Annotated in this window: 12 protein-coding genes; 5 read left to right on the forward strand and 7 right to left on the reverse strand. The window is 63.4% G+C overall.

Annotation, left to right across the window (positions count from 1 at the left end; translation table 11 throughout):
- The first annotated feature begins 240 nt into the window (after window positions 1–240).
- Entirely contained in the window at window positions 241–2,211 is a 1,971-nt protein-coding gene (locus GM655_RS06795; protein WP_196308717.1) for a methyl-accepting chemotaxis protein, read from the forward strand.
- On the opposite strand, the gene GM655_RS06800 is transcribed toward GM655_RS06795, so the two are convergent.
- The 4 genes from GM655_RS06800 to GM655_RS06815 form a co-directional block, all read right to left on the reverse strand.
- A complete protein-coding gene (locus GM655_RS06800; protein WP_155433779.1) occupies window positions 2,202–4,112 on the reverse strand; it encodes a putative bifunctional diguanylate cyclase/phosphodiesterase in 1,911 nt (636 codons plus the stop codon). The genes GM655_RS06795 and GM655_RS06800 overlap by 10 nt on opposite strands.
- Window positions 4,109–5,725 carry a methyl-accepting chemotaxis protein gene (locus GM655_RS06805; protein WP_155433780.1) on the reverse strand — a complete coding sequence of 539 codons (1,617 nt, stop codon included), beginning with the start codon at window positions 5,723–5,725 and terminating at the stop codon, window positions 4,109–4,111. Before GM655_RS06805 ends, GM655_RS06800 begins: the two co-directional genes overlap by 4 nt.
- Window positions 5,726–5,899: 174 nt before the next feature.
- Window positions 5,900–6,526 (reverse strand): ANTAR domain-containing response regulator, encoded by a 627-nt coding sequence (locus GM655_RS06810; protein ID WP_155433781.1) that lies wholly within the window; start codon window positions 6,524–6,526, stop codon window positions 5,900–5,902.
- On the reverse strand, window positions 6,523–8,970 hold the full coding sequence (locus GM655_RS06815) for a PAS domain S-box protein (RefSeq protein ID WP_155433782.1): 2,448 nt from the start codon (window positions 8,968–8,970) through the stop codon (window positions 6,523–6,525). The genes GM655_RS06810 and GM655_RS06815 overlap by 4 nt, the downstream gene beginning before the upstream one ends.
- Window positions 8,971–9,232: 262 nt before the next feature.
- Between GM655_RS06815 and GM655_RS06820 the strand changes: the two genes are divergently transcribed.
- The 3 genes from GM655_RS06820 to GM655_RS06830 are packed head-to-tail and all read left to right on the forward strand — an operon-like array spanning window position 9,233 to window position 11,709.
- Window positions 9,233–10,015, forward strand: coding sequence for a DeoR/GlpR family DNA-binding transcription regulator (locus tag GM655_RS06820; RefSeq protein WP_155433783.1), 783 nt, complete (start codon window positions 9,233–9,235; stop codon window positions 10,013–10,015).
- A 17-nt stretch (window positions 10,016–10,032) separates the two neighbouring features.
- Window positions 10,033–11,181 carry an MFS transporter gene (locus tag GM655_RS06825; RefSeq protein ID WP_371866724.1) on the forward strand — a complete coding sequence of 383 codons (1,149 nt, stop codon included), beginning with the start codon at window positions 10,033–10,035 and terminating at the stop codon, window positions 11,179–11,181.
- 33 nt (window positions 11,182–11,214) lie between these two features.
- Entirely contained in the window at window positions 11,215–11,709 is a 495-nt protein-coding gene (locus GM655_RS06830; RefSeq protein ID WP_229632400.1) for a hypothetical protein, read from the forward strand.
- Window positions 11,710–11,715: 6 nt separating this feature from the next.
- Here the strand turns inward: GM655_RS06830 and GM655_RS06835 are convergent, their stop codons facing one another.
- The gene (locus GM655_RS06835; RefSeq protein ID WP_155433784.1) at window positions 11,716–12,612 is read right to left on the reverse strand and encodes a LysR family transcriptional regulator; all 897 of its coding nucleotides are present in this window, start codon (window positions 12,610–12,612) and stop codon (window positions 11,716–11,718) included.
- Between the two features lie 85 nt (window positions 12,613–12,697).
- Between GM655_RS06835 and GM655_RS06840 the strand changes: the two genes are divergently transcribed.
- Window positions 12,698–13,732 carry a sodium-dependent bicarbonate transport family permease gene (locus tag GM655_RS06840; protein WP_155433785.1) on the forward strand — a complete coding sequence of 345 codons (1,035 nt, stop codon included), beginning with the start codon at window positions 12,698–12,700 and terminating at the stop codon, window positions 13,730–13,732.
- A 20-nt stretch (window positions 13,733–13,752) separates the two neighbouring features.
- Here the strand turns inward: GM655_RS06840 and GM655_RS06845 are convergent, their stop codons facing one another.
- Together GM655_RS06845 and GM655_RS06850 are read right to left on the reverse strand one after the other, a co-directional pair.
- Window positions 13,753–15,186 (reverse strand): bifunctional enoyl-CoA hydratase/phosphate acetyltransferase, encoded by a 1,434-nt coding sequence (locus GM655_RS06845; RefSeq protein WP_155433786.1) that lies wholly within the window; start codon window positions 15,184–15,186, stop codon window positions 13,753–13,755.
- A 24-nt stretch (window positions 15,187–15,210) separates the two neighbouring features.
- Window positions 15,211–16,038 carry a universal stress protein gene (locus GM655_RS06850; protein ID WP_155433787.1) on the reverse strand — a complete coding sequence of 276 codons (828 nt, stop codon included), beginning with the start codon at window positions 16,036–16,038 and terminating at the stop codon, window positions 15,211–15,213.
- Window positions 16,039–16,097 lie beyond the last annotated feature (59 nt).

The following is a 16,097-nucleotide window of genomic DNA, read 5'->3' on the forward strand; positions in this document are numbered from 1 at the left end:
GATTTTGTCTAGATTGTAGCTATTTTAGTCTGCAAATTGTTCTATTTTTATTGGAGATTTGTAACTTTGTTGCACTGCGAGATGCGCGACTTCTTGCGATTTTCTTGATTTTGATTGCTTGACGTCATTTTTTTAAATATGTATTGTCTGTACATGTTTAAAGCCGGTACCACCAGGTATCCGCTTGCCCCCCTTCCGTGCCCCCCAACCCCGTGCACAGTCCGTTTCATGAGTATGACTATGAACTCTATCGATGCACTTCTGGATCGCCTGCTGTTATGGCAGAAATTTGTCCTGCTGGCCGTGGTGGCGCTGGTGGTTGCCCTGATCCCCGCCACCCTGTATCTGCAGCAGACCACGGCCACCATTGCCGCTGCCCAGACGGAAATTGAAGGCACGGCGCCGGCAGCGGCGATTTTCAAAGTAATCCAGCTGACCCAGCAACATCGCGGCCTGGCCGCGCTGGCACTGGGTGGAGCGCCCGAAGCCGGGCAGAAGCGCAGCGCCAAGCAGCAGCAGGTGGATCAGGCCTATGCCAGCATGGGTGAACTGATAGGCGGCATGGACAATGCGGACCTGGCGCAGCGCTGGGAACAGCAGCAGCAACGCTGGCAGACGCTGCGCGAAGCCTTAGGCGGTGGCCAGGCGACGGTGGCGCAAAGCTATCTGCTGCACACCAGCCTGATTTCGGGCTTGCTCGGCGTGAACGATATGGTGGCGGACCAGTTTGGCCTGCAGCTCGATACCAGCATCGATAGCCACCAGCTGATTCAGGCGGTGTATTACCAGATGCCGTATCTGGCAGAAGAAACGGGCCGCCTGCGTGCTTTGGGAACGGCCTTGCTGAACCAGCACGAAGCCAGCGCCGAACAGCGCGCTGCGCTGGCGGGCGCGATTGCCCGTGTGCAGGACCGGCTGGAACAGACCGGCACGGCGCTGCGCAAGGCCACGGCGGCCAGTCCGGCGCTGGCCAGTGCGCTGGCTGCACCATGGCAGACGGCTGAGCAGCAGACCTTGGCCATCATGGCGCTGGCCAGCGAGCGTATCGTTCAGGCCGACACGCTGGACTATGCTTCGGCCACCTATCTGGAACGGGCCACCAGCACCATCGATGCCCAGTTCGCCATTAACGGCGCTGCTGCCAGTAGCCTGACGGCCATGCTTGATGCCCGCATCGAAGCGCTGCGCATGCGGCGCTGGATGATGTTTGGTGCCATGGCCGGCCTGATCGTGGCGGCCGGCCTGTTTGCCCGCCTGATCGCCCGCTCCGTCAGCCAGCCGCTGGTGCGCGCAGTGGAAATTACGCGCCGTATCGCCCAGGGCGATCTGACCTCGCGTTTCGAGCAGGGCGGCCAGAGCGAAACGGCCCAGCTCATGCACGCGCTGCAGGATATGAACCAGGGCTTGCTGAACATCGTCTCCAGTGTACGTAACAGCGTCGGCAATATTGATTCGGCCTCGTGCGATATTTCCAGCGGCAATATGGACCTGTCCAGCCGCACGGAAACTCAGGCGTCCAATCTGCAGCAGACGGCCGCGTCGATGGAGCAGATCACGGCCACGGTGCGCCAGAGCGTCGACCATGCGCGTGAAGTGGATCAGCTGATCAGCGCGGCAGCCGGTGTGGCCGGGCGCGGCGGCGATGTGGTACAGCAGGTGGTGGACACCATGGGCGAGATCAATCAGGCGGCGCGCCGCATCGTCGACATCATCAGCGTGATCGACGGCATCGCCTTCCAGACCAATCTGCTGGCCTTAAACGCCTCGGTGGAAGCGGCGCGCGCAGGCGAGCAGGGCCGCGGCTTTGCCGTGGTGGCGGGCGAAGTGCGCAATCTGGCCCAGCGCTCGGCGGCCGCAGCGCGCGATATCAAGCAGCTCATCGACAACAGTGTGCAGCGCATCGAAGCGGGCAATGCGCTGGCCGAACATGCAGGCCAGGCCATGACGGAAGTGGTGGGCAGCGTGCAGCGTGTGACGGCCATCATGGCCCACATGGTGGAAGCGGCGCAGGAGCAGAGCACCGGCATCGAGCAGGTGAATCTGGCGATTGCCCAGATCGATGAAATGACCCAGCAGAATGCCGCGCTGGTGGAACAGTCGGCCGCTGCCTCGGAATCGCTGAAGGAACAGGCCGGCGCACTGAGCGATGCCGTGGCCGTCTTCACGCTGGAGCGCGTGCGCCCGCAGCGCATGGCGCTCGACTACGCCTGAACGGTTTGCGGCGCCTGCAGCAGTTCGCTGAGCGCGTGCGCCGGCATGGCGCGCGCATACCACCAGCCCTGATACAGCTCGCAGCCCTGTTCGCGCAGGTAGGCGAGCTGGGCTGCATTTTCCACGCCTTCGGCCACCATTTTCAGATTGAAGCTGCGCGCCAGACCGATGATGGCCTGGGCAATGGTGCAGTCATTGCTGTCACTGGGCAAGCCTTGTACAAAGCTGCGGTCTATCTTCAGTTTGCTGACGGGCAGGTCCTTGAGGCGGGTCAGCGAAGAATAGCCGGTGCCAAAATCATCGAGTGCCACGCTGCAGCCCAGCGCTACCAGGGCGGCAATCTGCTTGCGCGCCTGATCGGGCCGGGCCATTACCACCGTTTCCGTGATTTCGATATCGAGCAGGGCCGCCGGTGCGCCCGAGCGCTGCAATACGTTCGCCACCTGTTGAGCCAGATCAGGCTGGTTGAACTGGTGGGCCGAGAAATTCACTGCCACGCGCAGCGGCGTGCCGGCCTGCTGCCACAGGCAGATCTGCTGGCACACTTGTTCCAGCACCCACTCCGACAGCGGCAGGATCAGCCCGGTGGCTTCGGCCACGGCGACAAAGCGCTCGGGCGATACCGGCCCTAGCTGCTCGTCATGCCAGCGCAGCAGCGCTTCGGCGCCCACCAGCATGCCGCTGTGCACATCCACCTGCGGCTGATAGTGCAATTGCAGGCGGTTCTGCGCCAGCGCTTCCTTCAGGCGGGTGTGGATCAGCATGTCTTCATGAGCGCGCGCATTCAGTTCATGCGAATAGCAGGCGAAATGACCACGGCCATTCTGCTTGGCCTGATACATGGCCATGTCGGCATAGCGCAGCAGGGTGTCGACATTGCCGGCATCGTCAGGCAGGAAGGCGATGCCTATGCTGGCGCCCGAATAGATTTGCTGGTGGCGCAGGGTGTAGGGGACTTTCAGCACGTCCAGCAGCTTGCCGGCGACGCGCATGGCATCGTCGGTGCTACCGAGCTCGCCTAACAGTACGGCAAATTCGTCACCACCCAGCCGCGCCAGCACATCGCCGCTGCGCAACACGGACTGGATGCGGCTGCCCGCTTCGATCAATACCGTGTCGCCCACGGCATGGCCGAAATTGTCGTTGATGGTTTTGAAATGGTCGAGGTCGAGAAATAGCAGGCTGAGCCGGCTGGCCTGACGCCCGGAGCGCAGCGCGGCTTGCTGCAGCAAGGCCTTGAACAGGCGCCGGTTGGGCAGGCCCGTCAGGTCGTCATGGGTGGCACGGTGTTGCAGCGAGCGCTCGAACGCATGGCGTTCGCTGAGGTCGTGTATATAGGCGATGGCATGGCGCTGGCTGCCTTCCTGCCAGTGGCCCAGCGAGATTTCGACGGGGCGCAGGCTGCCGTCGGCGCACAGCAGTTCCAGCGCCGCTTCGCCCATGGCGCGCGTGCGCGGCTGGGCGAAATAGCCGGCCATGGAAGTCGCGTGACGCGCGCGCAGCGCCTGCGGCAGCAGCATGGCCACATTCTGGCCCAGCAGCTGTTCACGCTGGTAGCCGCTGAGTTTGAGCATGGCCGGATTGACCAGGCGGATGATACCGTTCTGGTCGACGCGCACGATGCCGTCCGGCGCGGCATCGAAAGTCACCTGCTCGCGCCGCTGCTGGGTGGCCAGCCGGCGGCGCGGCAGCAGTACCAGCTGGCGTAGCGCCACGGCCAGTAGCAGCACCAGCAACGTTGCCAGCAAGCTGGCCGCCAGCACGTCATGCTGGCGTCGTAGCGCAACCGCCGCCAGCATGGCGAGCAGCAAGGGTGTCAGTGCCAGCGGGAGCCAGGCCGGCAGCTTGCGCCGTGGTACTGCAGGGCCAGCCGGCTCCGGCTGGCTCGACAGTGGTTTCATGTGCTGGCGTCAGCCAGTTGCAATGGCGCATGTGCGGCCACTGCCGGTGGCGCGCCGCGGCGGCCGCTCTCGAGGCGGAAGCGCGCCACCACTTCACTCAGGGCGCTGGCCAAGTTGTCGAGCTGGGCCGATGCATTGGTGGTCTGGTCGACCAAGTGGGCATTCTGCTGGGTGACGCTATCCATTTCCACGATGGCCTGATTGATCTGCTCGATACCGGCGCGCTGCTCATCGCTGGCAACGGCAATATCGCGGATCACGGTGCTGACCTGCTGCACACTCTGCACAATGGCTTGCATGGCCGTGCCGGCTTCGCTGACGAGTTGCGAGCCATCTTCGACCTGGGCCACCGAGGTGGCGATCAGCTGCTTGATTTCGCTGGCCGCCGCTGCCGAGCGCTGTGCCAGATTGCGCACTTCGCCGGCCACGACGGCAAAACCGCGGCCCTGTTCGCCAGCGCGCGCCGCTTCCACGGAGGCATTCAAGGCCAGCAGATTGGTCTGGAAGGCGATGCCATCAATCACGCCCGTGATATCGGCAATCCGGCGCGAAGAATCGTTGATGCTTTCCATGGTCTGCACCACGCGCTGTACTACGCTGCCGCCGCGGTCGGCCAGCGTGCGGCTGTCGGCCACCAGCGTGCTGGCGTGGGCCGTGTGGGCGGCATTCTGCTGCACGGTGGCGGTCAGCTCTTCCATCGAGGTGGCGGTCTGCTGCAGCGCGCTGGCCTGATGTTCGGTACGGGCCGACAGATCGACCGTGTCGGCCGCGATCTGGGCCGCTGCCTTGCTGATGCTGACCGTACCATGACGGACCTGCTGCACGATGTCGGCCAGATTGCCATTCATGCGCGCCATGGCGTTGATCAGGTGAGCTGTTTCATCGTGTCCTGCGCTGGCCGGGATGCGCTGGCTTAAATCGCCTGCCGCCACCAGATCGGCGGCACTGACGGCATCGCTGAGCGGGGTGGTGATGCTGCGCGTGATCATCCATGCACTGCTGACGGCCAACAGGACGGCCGCGCTGGCTAGCAACAGCATCATGCGGGCGCTATCGGCGCTGGCCTGGTGGGCTTCGGCACCGCTGATTTCCATCAGTTTGCCGCCAAGTTGCACCAGCCCCTTCACACGGTCGAAGTAGATCTGGCGCTGCTCTGCCATGGCACCCAGCAGGATGGCCGAAGCGCCTTCGCGGTCGCCGCTTTCGTACAGGCTGATGAAGCGCTGCTGGCTCTGCAGATAGTGGCTGCGCGCTTCCTGCATGTCGGCCAGGATGGCGCGCCCTTTGGGGGTGGTCAGCACATGGTCGAGCTTGTCAATATAGCTGCTGACGTGCTGGCTGTTAGTCTTGATGGCATCCAGATCGCGCTGCTGCAGCGCGGGATCGGTCAGCAGCAGCAGGTTGCGCAGGCGGATGGCATTGTCGCTGATGCCTTCCAGAATCTGGTTGGCGTACACGACTTTGGGATAGCGGTCGTCGACGATCAGACGGATGCTGTCGTCGAGGCCGGTCAGGCGGAGATAGGCCAGCAGCGTAATGCCGATCAGGAAAGCGACGATCAGGCCATAGCCTGCTGCCAGACGGGTACCGACTTTGATATTGTTGAGTTGCATATGAAGCTCCAATGAACACGCACTGCCATTTTTTCTAGGGCAGTAGTTATCGAGCCGCAGGCAATCGTGCACTGCAGCCAGTTAACGAGGCGTGTTCAGGGCCTCAGGCAGGACAGTCGGGGGTAGGGACCATTCCGTTAAAGTAGTTGTACCGTATTGTACCGTGCTGGTCAATTATTTTGATGCTGCAGGTAAATTTTTTGCACCGAGACTGAGCAGATTGCGGGCGCTGACCACCTCGTCTGCCAGCTCGGTCAGCTTGCGACGCTGACGTCGCGCGGCATCGCGCAGCAAGTTGAAGGCAGCGGTCCTGCTGAGCTTGTATTCCATCATGACGATGCCGGTGGCTACATTCACACTGCGCTCCGTATCGAGCGCCGTCTGTAGCTGGCGCTGGCTACGGCGTAGTCCGTCCAGTTCGCTGGCACGTGCCAGCGCCGCTTCGATCACGGGCAGCAGTTGCTGCACATCCTGCGGCTTGACCAGATAGGCCAGCGCGCCGCTGCGGGTGGCTTGCTCGACCATGGCCGCCTCGCCATAGGCACTCAGCATGACAAACGGGATGTGGTCTAATTGCGACAGTCGCTCGGCCAGTGCCAGCCCGCCTTGACCCTGCATGCGCACGTCGAGGATGGCCAGATCGGGCCGCGCGCCTGTGGCCAGCCAGGCCTCGGCCTGTTCCGCCGATTCGGCGCAATCGACCTGATAACCGGCATGGCGCAGGCCGGCGGCCATGGTGCTGAGTACCAGCCGGTCGTCTTCGACCAGCAGCAGGGTGGCGTTACGGGAGGGTGAGTTCATGATGGCTCCGTAATAGTGGTATGTAGTACAGGCGGCCCCAGTCGCAGGGTGGTGACGACCAGTTGCTGCTCTTGGCGCAGGCTCAGGCTGGCGCCGGCACGCGGCATCAGCGCGTGCACCAGTTGCAGGCCGCTGTATGGGTCGGGCGTGCTGGCCGGCTGTTCGGCGAGCTGGCCGTGGTTGCTGAGGGTGATCACCACCTGCTCGGCCGCGTCGCCGCGGCGCACGGTCAGATCGACCCCGCCGTGGCTGCGCCCGCCGTGCTTGGCCGCATTGAGTATCAGTTCGTTGAGGATCAGGGCGACAGGTACGGCTTCGTCGTCCGCTACGCCGGCTGGCTGCCAGTGCTGGGGAATGTCGACCCGGATGGCGGTCTGCCACAGCGCGCCGACCTCGGCGGCAATTTCGCTGCACAATTCGCACAGATGGACGGCGCCATCGGCCGCGCGGCCGCGCAGGCCATGCACCACCGACATGCCTTTGACCTGCGAGATGGCATGGCTGATGGGCTCTTCCAGCTCGGGGTGCTTGTAGGTGAACTGGCGCAGGATGCCGGTAATGCCCTGCAGATTGTTCTTGATGCGGTGGTGCACTTCGCGCACCAGCACATCGCGGTGGGCCGCTTCCTGCTGCAGGCGCAAGGTTTCGCGCTGGTAGCTATCGGTCACGTCGATCAGGTGGCAGACGAAGTGGGTGACTTCGCCGCGCAGGCTGTAGACGGCGCTGGTGGTGCCGCGTGCATAAAAATCCTTGCCGTCGCGCCGGCACAGCCAGACGTCGTCGCGGCACACGCCATCCTTGCGGGTGGTGCGCCACATGGCTTCGTAATAGCCTTGCGGCTGGCGTGCCGAGCGCAGGATGTTGATGGGCTGACCACAGGCCTCGCTTTGCGGCCAGCCCGTGATGTCGGCAAACGCCTGATTGACGCGCAGGATGTGCAGGCTGGCATCGAGCACGGCAATGCCGGCCTGCGCTTCGAAGGCGATGGCGGCGATGCGCAGCGCCTCTTCGGTCTGCTTGCGTTCCGTGATATCGATGGAAATGCCGCACATGGCGTAGATTTCGCCAGCCTGGTCGCGCAGCGGCAGCTTGACGCTCTGGTAGATTGCGGCGCGGCCATTGCGCCGATCCACGGTAGGCTCTTCCACCCGCAGCGTGGCACCATGCTGCCAGACGGCCTGCTCATGCTGGCGCAGCATGGCGACGCTGGCCGAGCTGAAAAATTCCTCGTCGCGCAGGCCGGCCAGCTGGGCCATGCTGCGCTGGAACAGCGTGCGCACGCGCCGGTTGGCATACAGGTAGCGCCCTTCGCGGTCTTTCAGGTAGACATAGCTGTCGGCATGGTCGAGGATGTCGGCCAGTTTGCGTTCGCTCTGCTGTAAAGCGATTTCGCGCTGGTTGATGGCGCTCAGCAGGCCGTTGAAGGCGATGAACAGGCGACCGATTTCATCGTCGCGCTGCACGCTGAGTGCTTGCAAAGGAGCGGCGCTCACGCGCATCTGGGTCAGCGTGCTGATGGCATCCATCAGCGGTGCGAGCTGGCGCCGCAAGGTCCACCAGGTGAGGGCGCCCAGCATCAGCGCAAACACCACGGTGGCCAGCAACAGGTGACGCTGCATGCTGGCGACGGGCGCAAACGCATCGCTGGTGGGCAGGGCGGCTGCCACATACCAGCCGGCCAGCACGCTGCGGTGGGCTGAGGCCAGTACTTCCGTGCCACTGCTGTTGCGCGTCACGCCCGAGCCTTCGTAGCCGCCGACAAAGCGGTCGACCAGCTTGCTGTGCCCGACGGGCGGCACATTGCCCAGTACATAAGCTGGATTGGTGGCGGCAATGACCAGCCGCTGGTCGGGTTCTACCACCATATAGCCGCCGCTGCCGCCATAGCCGGCGGCCAGCAGGCGGCTGAGGAAATTGCTGTTGCGCAGATTGGTAAAGCCCGTCAGCGTGGCGTAGCGCTGGCCGTCGTCATTCAGCAGCGGGACTGACATGGGCAGCAGACCGTTGAGGCGGCTACTGGCATGCACCACGACGCGGGTCTGGTTCAGAAAGGCGGGCAGGCGGAACGCGGGCGGCGCGCTATTGCCCGGACTGGCAGCGGCGCTGACCAGCATATTCCCTTGCAGGTCATGAATCTGCAGGCCGCCCTCGAACATATCGCCTTTGTCCAGCCGTTCCAGTTGCTGGCGCAGGCGCTCCGGCTGGGCCAGCATGGCCGGCTCTATCGCGCGGGCTAAGTGGCTGAGGCTGCTTCCCTGTTCATTGATGGCGGCGTCTAGCGAGGTCGCCACCACTTTTACGGCCGATAGCTGCTGCAGACCCAGCATTTGCTCCATGTCCTGCTGCAATACCTGGATGGAAAAGTAGGACAGCGACCACAGGCCGAGCAGGCTGAGCGCTAGCATGGTAATCGTCAGACGGGTTTTGAGCGTATGCCTTTGCATTGTGTGGAAGCCACGACGAATATTGGGGGCGTGGTTTTGATTATTCTTAAATAATAGGTTTTATTTTATGGAAATAATTTGACCCAACTCAAATATACAGGAAGCAGTTTAAACATAGGCATGTTCATTGCAATTTAAATGTGACTTGTATGCGGAAGTTAATACCTTGAAATACACGTTTATGCACGTTCTGCCGTTTTTCAACTAAAAACAGGCTAATCTGCGCGTTTACTTTCTTGTTTGTGCACGTTATCATGCGCTCATGAACGAGATCCCTGCTACCCGACGTGACCTGATCCTGCACCGGCTGGAGCAGGGCGAGCCTGTCCATGCTGCTGCGCTGGCGGCTGAATTTGCCGTGTCCGAAGATGCGATCCGGCGCGATCTGCGTGCGCTGGCCACGCTAGGGCTGTGCCGGCGCGTGTATGGCGGTGCACTGCCGCTATCGCCCGCTGCCACGTCCATGGCCGAGCGCATAGACCATATGCCGGAACGCAAGTCTGCACTGGCGCGGCAGGGTGCGGCGCTGGTCCAGCCCGGCGAACTGCTGCTGCTCGATAACGGCAGCAGCAATCTGGCGCTGGTGCCCTGGCTGCCGGCGGACAGTGGCATCACCGTGGCCACCAACTCGGTTGCGATCGCCGCTGCCGTGATGCAGCGCAAGGACTTGCAGCTGATCATGCTGGGCGGCAGCGTGGATGCCCACGTGGGCGGCTGCATCGATGCCAGCGCGCTGCGCCAGTTGGCCGATCTGCATCCGGACCGCTGCTTCCTCGGCGCTTGCGCCTTCTCCATGGAGCAGGGCATCAGTGCATTCCATCTGGCCGATGCCCACTTCAAGCAGGCCGCGCTGGCGGCGGCAAGCCACAGCGTGGTGTTGCTGACCAGTGAAAAGCTGCAGACGCGTGCGCCTTACCGGGTGTGCGCCAGTGCCGCCATCAACTGCTATGTGCTGGAAGCCGATGCCCCCGCAGCCTGCGCCCAGGCGCTGGAGCAGGGCGGCAGCATGGTAATGCGCGCCAGTGCCCGACTGACTTCAAACTGATTCGACTAGGAGATCCCGTGACCCCTGTTTCCGATGCCGCTGCGCGGCTTGCCACCCGTGTACTGTTTCTTGTGGCCGGATTCGGCTATTCCTGCTGGGCACCGCTGATACCGCTGACCAAGGCTCGCCTGGGCATAGACGAACATGTGCTGGGCTTGCTGCTGCTGTGCATAGGCGTGGGTTCTATCATGGCGATGGCGCTCACGGGCGCACTGGCCGTGCGCTATGGCACGCGGCCTTTGCTGATCGTCAGCGGTTTTGGTTTTGCGCTGGCACTGGCAGTGCTGCCGCTGGCCGCTTCCGTGCCCATGCTGGGCCTGAATCTGCTGGCCTTCGGCGCCACGCTGGGCGCACTCGACGTGGCCATGAATATGCATGCAGTGGAAGTGGAAAAACGTTCCGGGGCCACGTTGATGTCGGGCTTTCATGCGCTGTTCAGCGTGGGTGGCTTTGCCGGTTCGGCCGTAATGACGCTGCTGCTGTCGCGCCAGTTGGCCACGCTGCCGGCCACCTTGCTGTGTGGCGCCGTGATGGTGCTGGGCATGCTGCTGGCCACGCCGCGCATCCTGCGCGATGGCGCCAGTACGGGCGGCACCATGTTTGCCTTGCCGCGCGGGCTGGTGCTGGGCATCGCGCTGCTGACCTGCATAACCTTTCTGGTCGAAGGCGCGTTGCTGGACTGGGGCGCACTGCTGCTGACGGAGCGGGGCCTGTTCGCGCTGGAGCAGGCCGGCAGTGGCTATATCGTGTTTTCCATCGCTATGACGGTTGCCCGTTTCAGCGGTGATTATGTGGCGACCCGGCTGGGCGACCAGCGTACGCTGCTGATCGGCGGCGTGATCGCGCTGGCTGGCTTTGCCGTGCTGCTGACGGCTGCTACGGCAACGCTGGCGCTGGCCGGCTTCGGTCTGATCGGTCTGGGCTGCGCCAACATCGTGCCAGTGCTGTTCCGCCGCGGAGCCAACCAGCAGGTGATGCCGGCCGGTCTGGCCATCGCCGCGATCTCCACCACGGCCTATGCGGGCATACTGGTGGGGCCGGCCTGCATAGGGTTTATCGCCCAGCAGGTGGGGCTGTCCCATGCCTTCTGGCTGCTGGCAGCACTGCTGGCCTGTGTACCATGTTCGGCGCTGTGGCTGGTCAGGGCACGGCCCGCTGCGGCATAATCAGCGCACCCGCGCCGAAGCAGTGGAGACTCTATGATGCAGCTAATCGCGAGCAAACAGGGCAAGAACGATAAATACGACCAGCTGCGCTGTGTGCGCAGCGATGGCAGTACGACTGGCTGCATGATGCCGCGCCAGGGTGTGTTGCCGCATGACCTGATCCATTATGTGGTGGAGACGGCGCTGGCCTACCGCCACGGTTTTCTCGGCATGGTGGCGGCCGGTGCGGACATCGGCTACGCCATGGAGCAGAGCCACGCCTATGACAATCCGGCGCTGGCCCACCAGGCCATCCATGCGGAAGCCATTGTCGAAAGCCTGCAGGCGCAGTTGTGGAGCGGGGCCTTCGATCAGGCCATGTTCGACGCGGGACTGGAAAGCGCCTGCGCCATGCGTGGCTGCGCAGCGCCTGTGCTGGAGAACGCGGGTGGTGCCGCTGCGCTGTACGAGGCGGCGCTGGTGCTGGGCCAGCGCTGGCAGCAGCTGGCCTATTACGACACGCTGGAACTGGAGTTCCTGCCCGCCTAAGCTGTCCTAGGCGTGGTCCGCGATACTCGATAGCACGTGCTGTTTGAAGGCAGCGGCCAGTGGCGAGAGTTTTTTACTGGCCGGATGGACGATGTGCCAGGCCGAGGGCAGCGGGAAACCGGCCACGTTGATCACGCTGACGCCATGCTCCTTCTGGTGCCCGTGCAGGGCGTGGCGCGACACCACGCCTATGCCCAGACCACCGGCCACGGACTCCTTGACGGCCTCATTGCTGCCCAGTTCCAGCCGTATATTCGGGCGGAATTTCTCGGCGCGGAAAAACTGGTCGGCCGCCATGCGCGTGCCGGAACCCGGTTCGCGCAGGATGAAGCGGCGTTCGGCCAGATCCTGCAGCGTTACCTTGCGGCGTCGTGCCAGCGCATCGTCGCTGGCGACAATCACCACGATGGGGTTGGGCATGAAGCTCTCGTCGCGCAGCTCCATGTCGGCCGGCGGCATGGACATGATGTAGAGGTCATCGAGATTGTCGCGCAGGCGCTGCACCACGCCGTCGCGGTTGAGGATTTCCAATGACACGTCGATGGCCGGATGGCGGTTGCAGAAGCTGCCGATCAGGCGCGGCATGAAGTATTTGGCCGTGCTCACCACGGCCACGCGCAGCTTGCCGCGCGAGAGCCCCTTGATGCCGTCCACCTGCTGCTCGAAGCCATCCCAGCTCTGGGCAATGGCACGCGCTGTTGCGGCCAGTTCCTGCCCCACCTGCGTCAGGTGGACCTTTTTGCCGATCACGTCGTACAGTGGCAGACCGACCGATTCGCTGATCTCGCGTAGCTGCATGGAAGCCGTGGGCTGAGTCACATGCAAGGCGCGCGCTGCCGCGCTGACGCTGCCCGTTTCAGCCAGCGCCAGAAACAAACGCAATTGCCGGAAAGTGATATTCATAGAGTTTTATCTATGGATGATGATGTAAGAATCGATTTTACATGATATCTGGCTTTTCCTAGAATGCGGGTCTAGGAGAAAAACCATGCAAAACATCCTCGATCCCGCGATTCTGTTCTTTGTCTTCGGCGTACTGGCCGGCGCCGTACGTTCCAACCTCGAAATTCCGCCCGCGATCTCGCGCTTTCTTTCGCTCTATCTGTTGATGGCGCTGGGCCTGAAGGGCGGCTTTGCCCTGTCGCATTCGGGCCTGACGGCGCATGTGGGCCTGAGTCTGGGCGCGGCCGTCACGCTAGCCATTGCCGTGCCGCTGATCGGCTACACCATTTTGCGCCGCTTCGTGTCCGGCTTCGATGCAGCGGCCGTCGCGGCCACTTACGGTTCGGTTAGTGCCGTCACTTTTGTCACGGCCGTGCAGTATCTGGAAAACCAGCAGGTGGCATATGGCGGCCACATGGCTGCGGCGATGGCGCTGATGGAGTCACCGGCCATCATCATGGCCATCGTGTTTGCCAACAGCCTGCGCCAGCAAGCCAGTGCCAACATGGCTGTGCCGGCTGGCGGAGCGGCTGTAATGGCGGGGCCAGTGGGTACTGCCGCGCTGGCCGCTGGTGCGGGCAAGCCGGGTGTCTCGGTCGGCAAAATCCTGCATGAATCGTTCACCGATGGCGCGCAGTTGCTGCTGCTGGGTGCCATGGTGGTGGGCATCGTCACGGGCGATGCGGGCAAGGCCGCCATGCAGCCATTCTCGGGCGATCTGTTCAAAGGCATGCTGGCCTTCTTCCTGCTCGATATGGGTCTGATGGCGGCGCGCAATCTGATGCAGATCCGCGGCAAGTCGCCCGTGCTGGTGGCCTATGCCGTACTGGGGCCGCTGCTGCATGCCATGCTGGCGCTGACGCTGGCCGTGCTGTTGCACCTGCCCACGGGTGACGCGGCCTTGCTGATGGTGCTCGCTGCCAGCGCATCCTACATCGCCGTGCCGGCCGTGCTGCGCTATGCCATGCCGGAAGCCACGCCTTCGCTGTACTTCGGCCTGAGTCTGGGCGTGACTTTCCCGCTGAATATCCTGTTCGGCATACCGCTGTATGTGGGCGTGGCCCGCGCCGTGCTGGGCTAGCGCGATGGCCTCAGTGATGCTCAGGGACGCTGCTGGCGATAGCTATGGGCCAGCAGCAGGGCCAGCGCGGCCGAGGCGGTGCGCGCTTCGGCCGGATCGGCGCGGCTGGTCAGGGCAATCGGTACGGTAGCACCGAGTACCACGCCGCAGGCAGCGGCACCGGCCAGATATTCGAGCTGCTTGGCCAGCAGATTGCCCGCTTCCAGATCGGGCGCAATCAGGATGTCGGCATGGCCGGCCACGCCCGACGTTATACCTTTGGCGCGTGCGGCGGCCGGTGAGATGGCGTTATCGAAGGCCAGCGGGCCATCCAGTTCGCCGCCCGTGATCTGGCCCCGTTCGGCCATCTTGCACAGTGCAGCGGCGTCCAGCGTGGACGGGATTTTCGGCGTCACCGTTTCGACTGCCGACAGGATGGCCACCTTGGGCGAGGGCGTGCCCAGCGCATGGGCCAGCGCGATGGCGTTGCGGATGATGTCGGCCTTGTCATTGAGGTCGGGCTGGATGTGCAGGGCGCCATCGGAGATCAGCAGCACCTTGTCGTACATGGGCACTTCGAGGCGGAACACGTGCGACAGGCGCGACTTGGTGCGCAGTGCCGGTTCGGCCAGCACGGCGCTGATCAGTTCATCCGTGTGCAGGCTGCCCTTCATCAACATTTCGACTGCGCCGCTGGCGGCCAGCTGCACGGCGCGTGCGGCAGCGGCATGGCTGTACGGGACATCGAGCAGTTCCACTTCCTGCAGCGACAGGCCGGCTTCGGCTGCCACCGCCTGTATCTTCTGTTGCGGGCCGATCAGCACGGGCACGATCAGGCCTTTGTGGCCGGCTTCCAGCGCACCGCGCAGCGAGGCCGCATCGCACGGATGGACCACGGCGCATCGCACGGCCGGCAGGCTGGCCACGCTGGCCAGCAGGCTGGTGTACTGGTGGCGCGAAGGCATGTACAGCGGCGGCAACTGGGTGCGCGGCCGGCGTACTTTTTCCGTCGGCGCGATCACCGTCGCCAGACCGGATAGCACCACGGCGCCGTTCTGGTTCTTGATTTCGCAATCGAGTGTGACGTGCTTCTTCTCGTCTTCCTTGCTGGCGACGGTGGCCGTGATGCGCAGTTCGTCGCCGATGCGTACCGGCTTGAGGAATTTCAGGGTCTGGCCCAGGTATATGGTGCCGGGGCCGGGCAGCATAGTGCCCAGCAGGCGTGAAATCAGCGCCGCGCCCCACATACCGTGCGCGATCACGCCATGGAACAGGGTGTGATCGGCATATTCGGTATCGACGTGGGCCGGGTTGATATCGCCCGATACGGCCGCGAAGGCGGCAATATCGTTTTCCGTCAGGGTGCGGCATAGCCGCGCGCTCTGACCGACGCTCAGTTCCGCGTAGGTGATGTTCTCGATGATGTCTTGCTGCGCGTGAGTCGTATTGCCTGCATCATTTACGGCGTCGGTCATTGCTATGCCTTTCGGAAGGCCGGATCAGTGGGTCATCAGAACCGGCAGGTTCATATGTTTGAGCACATCGCGCGTGGCGCCACCCAGTGCAATTTCACGCAGGCGGGAGTGGCCGTAGCCGCCCATCACCAGCAAGTCCGCGTTCAGTTCGGCGGCCAGTTCCAGCAGCGCCGTACCGATAGGCTGTTTGGTGGTTTTCTGCACCACTTCCACCTGCACACCCTGACGGGCCAGATAGGTGGCCATGTCGGCGCCCGGCTGCTGGCCATGCGCGGCATAGTGTTCGGTACCGTTGAACACGGCCAGCGTGGCTTTGCCGGCGCGTTTCAGCAGCGGCAGCGCAGCATTGATGGCGCGCGCGGCCTGCTGGCCACCGTCCCATGCCAGCAGCGGCGCTTTGCCGAACTGCTCGACTTTGGTCTCGGTCGGCACGATCAGTACAGGTTTGCCGCCATGCAGCATGACGTATTGTAGTACGGCCGACGGCGTGCCGCTGGCGTCGCCCTGCGGCATTACCAGCAGGTCGGCATAACGGGCTTGCATGACGATGGCATAGTCTGGCGTGTCGTCGATGCGCCGGGTTTCGAAGGAGGAAACGCCATTGCCTTGCGCCTGTTTGGCGAAGCCGGCCAGCAGCGCATCGGCTTTTTCCGTCAGCGCGCTCATGTCGGTAGGCAGGGCAACCATGCCGGCGACGGCGGCATTGCACTGGGCGATGGCCTGATCGGCGCCGCTCAGGGCAAAACCGACCAGATGGGCTTCATTGTCGTTGGCAAGCTGGGACGCCAGGCGCACGCCATTGGCTACTGTGTCGGGTAAGTCGGCTTGTACCAAGATGGTCTTGTAAGACATGACATTTCCTTCCGTGAGTGGTATGGACGAAGGCGGGACGCTCCGATCACATGCCACTA

It is taken from the genome of Pseudoduganella danionis (genome assembly GCF_009720775.1).
Lineage (GTDB): Bacteria > Pseudomonadota > Gammaproteobacteria > Burkholderiales > Burkholderiaceae_D > Rugamonas > Rugamonas danionis.

Bases quoted from the DNA above. Each gene is read 5' to 3' on its own strand.
- GM655_RS06795 (WP_196308717.1), top strand. From the start codon at position 241: ATGAACTCTATCGATGCACTTCTGGATCGCCTGCTGTTATGGCAGAAA.
- GM655_RS06800 (WP_155433779.1), bottom strand. From the start codon at position 4,112: ATGAAACCACTGTCGAGCCAGCCGGAGCCGGCTGGCCCTGCAGTACCA.
- GM655_RS06805 (WP_155433780.1), bottom strand. From the start codon at position 5,725: ATGCAACTCAACAATATCAAAGTCGGTACCCGTCTGGCAGCAGGCTAT.
- GM655_RS06810 (WP_155433781.1), bottom strand. From the start codon at position 6,526: ATGAACTCACCCTCCCGTAACGCCACCCTGCTGCTGGTCGAAGACGAC.
- GM655_RS06815 (WP_155433782.1), bottom strand. From the start codon at position 8,970: ATGCAAAGGCATACGCTCAAAACCCGTCTGACGATTACCATGCTAGCG.
- GM655_RS06820 (WP_155433783.1), top strand. From the start codon at position 9,233: ATGAACGAGATCCCTGCTACCCGACGTGACCTGATCCTGCACCGGCTG.
- GM655_RS06830 (WP_229632400.1), top strand. From the start codon at position 11,215: ATGATGCAGCTAATCGCGAGCAAACAGGGCAAGAACGATAAATACGAC.
- GM655_RS06835 (WP_155433784.1), bottom strand. From the start codon at position 12,612: ATGAATATCACTTTCCGGCAATTGCGTTTGTTTCTGGCGCTGGCTGAA.
- GM655_RS06840 (WP_155433785.1), top strand. From the start codon at position 12,698: ATGCAAAACATCCTCGATCCCGCGATTCTGTTCTTTGTCTTCGGCGTA.
- GM655_RS06845 (WP_155433786.1), bottom strand. From the start codon at position 15,186: ATGACCGACGCCGTAAATGATGCAGGCAATACGACTCACGCGCAGCAA.
- GM655_RS06850 (WP_155433787.1), bottom strand. From the start codon at position 16,038: ATGTCTTACAAGACCATCTTGGTACAAGCCGACTTACCCGACACAGTA.